The 2,454-nt window shown below is 62.8% G+C and carries 2 protein-coding genes; both read right to left on the bottom strand.

Features of this window, described 5'->3' with window-relative positions; genetic code table 11:
* Positions 1-61: 61 nt before the first annotated feature.
* A complete protein-coding gene (locus tag RA19_RS25115) occupies positions 62-1,348 on the bottom strand; it encodes an ABC transporter permease (RefSeq protein WP_039168542.1) in 1,287 nt (428 codons plus the stop codon).
* Complete coding sequence (locus RA19_RS25110; protein ID WP_039168539.1) at positions 1,345-2,265, bottom strand: ABC transporter permease; 921 nt, start codon at positions 2,263-2,265, stop codon at positions 1,345-1,347. The genes RA19_RS25115 and RA19_RS25110 overlap by 4 nt, the downstream gene beginning before the upstream one ends.
* Positions 2,266-2,454: the final 189 nt, after the last annotated feature.

Genomic DNA, 2,454 nt, shown 5'->3' with positions numbered 1-2,454 from the left:
GCTGCTTCACCAAATGAAAAAGGCGGCCCTGAGGCCGCCTTTTCTGTTTTCTGCTTTACCATCAGTTTCCTGAGCTATCCTCGCCGTCACCTGAGAGGGCCCCAGGATCGAAGACATTTCCGAAGCCCGAGTTATTGCCCTGGGGCTCCTGCTCAGCCTCCGCTCCGGCATCCTCTTCCCCCGACAGGTTTCCTGGGTTGAAGACGCCGCCGAATCCGGAGCTGCTGCCGGAGCCTGTGGAGGGCGCGGTTTGCGGGGCGGTTCCGCCCTGCTCCTGCTGCTGCTGGCGGCGCAGCTCGCGCTGGCGGCGGAGCTCCTGGATGCGCTCCTCGGTCTCCAGGCGCTTCTGCTCCTGGACATCCGCGATGCACTGCTGCGGGCTGTAGACCGACGCCGTGCCCACCACTGCAACCGTGGCGCAGGCAACAACCACCAGCGCCACCGCCGCGGCGTTGGAGCTGAGGAAACCGGGCAGCCGCAGCTTGCCGCTTTCCAGCTCCTCCACCGTCGCCTTCTTGCGCGCAGCGGCGACCAGCTCCTTGCGGCGGATCGAGGCCTCGTTGGCAAGGGCGGCAAACACCGTCAGCACCACGATGATAAAGGCCAGGGCCGAGATCGCGGGCGTGATGCCGTAGCGCACCTTCTGCGCCAGCTCGATGGTCAGCGTCGGGTATTCGCCGAAGGTGAAGGTGGTGGTGTTGTAGTTCTCAAAGCTTGCGAGAAACGCCAGCACCGCGGCGGAGGCAATCGCAGGCCGCATGAAGGGCAAGAGCACCTTGCGGAAGGCCTGGGCATGGGTGGCGCCCAGGTCCAGCGCCGCTTCCGTCAGCGCGATGTCATAGCGCTGCAGCCGCGCCACCAGCACCAGCATGCAGTAGCTGGCGATGAAGGTCGACTGGCCGATGATGGTCAGGAACAGACCGTTCGACAGCCAGCTGTCCGCCCCCAGGCCCAGCATCCGGTTGATCCGGTCCCAGAACACCAGGGTCGAGATCCCCAGCACCACGCCGGGAATGAGGATCGGCGCGATGATGATGGTGTAATAAGTGGCGCGCAGCTTGGGCCAGATCTGGGTCAGCATCAGCGCGCCCGCAAGGCCCATCGCCACCGACAAGACCACCGTGCCCGCGCCGACCAGGATCGAGTTCCAGATGCCGTTGAGGATCCGCTCGTCCCGGAACAGGGCCGAGAACCACTCGAACGTCAGGCACTCCCAGGGGGTCATCCGCGGGAACGACGGCGAGTTGAAGGCGGTTGCCGACATGATCACCAGCGGGCCCAGCAGATAGGCAAAGAACACGCCCAGATAGACCCAGAGGCTCAGGCGCATGAAAGTGAAGTTCTTCATTTGCCGATATCCCCCATGTTGACCTTGAACAGGCGCATCACGGCCAGCACCAGCAGGATACAGGTGACCAGCAGAACCACCGCGTAAGCCGCGCCCTGCGGCCAGTCGGAGTTGTCATTGAACTGCTGATAGATCAGCTGGGTGAACCACAGGGAGGACGGACCGCCGAGGATCTGCGGCGCCGCCAGCGCACCCGCCGACAGCATGAACACCATGGTGCAGCCCGAGGAGATGCCGGGCTTGGCATAGGGTATGACCACCCGCTGATGGATCTTGGCCCAGCTCGCCCCCATGTCGCGCGCCGCCTCGATCTGGTTGCGGTCGAGGCTCTCGATCACGTTGTAGATCGGGAAGATCATCAACAGGATGTAGGCATAGCCCAGGCCCGCATAGAGCGCGATATCATTGCGGATGAAGTCAAACGGCGTGTCAAAGATGCCAAGGCCGACAAACATGTTGTTCAGCACCCCGGTCTCGCCGAAGATGATCCGCAGCGCAAAGGCCCGCAGGATCTCGTTGATCCAGTAGGGGATGATCAGCATCAGCGCGAAGATGCGGATGTGGTTGCCCTTGGTCTGGGCCAGGTAATAGGCGATCGGATAGCACAGGATCAGGTTGAAGACGGTGACGCAGACCGCCGCCACCAGGGTGCGGAAGAACACCTTGAGATCGACCGCGTTGTAATCCTGGCTGCCGCCCTCGGGGCCGTAGATCAGGTATTTGTAATTCTCCAGCGTGTAGACGTCCTTGGGCCCGCCGATCTCCGGCGGCGGCAGGTTGGGACGGAACGAGAAGTCGAGCATCGACAGCTGCGGCAGGATGATGAGGCCGATGGTCCAGAACAGGACCAGCCCCAGCATCAGGCTGCCCATGCCGGTGCCGTTGCGTTTGAAAAACTCCCTCAGGAAGCTTGGCATGGCGTGGCCTCCTTATTCCGCGGCCAGCTCACCGGCCGGAACACAGACGGCATTGTTCGTCTCGTATTCCAGGGTGATGTTCTGGCCGGTGTGGTCCTCGAACGACTGGCCCAGGTTGGGGATCGAGACCTTCAGCTCCTTGCCGCCCTCGCCTTCCATGAAGATGTTGAAGACATTGCCCTCGAACTC

This window comes from Leisingera sp. ANG-M1 (assembly GCF_000813745.1).
Classification (GTDB): Bacteria; Pseudomonadota; Alphaproteobacteria; order Rhodobacterales; family Rhodobacteraceae; genus Leisingera.
Note: the sequence above shows the minus strand (reverse complement) of the source record. Positions and strands in the feature narration are given on the sequence as shown.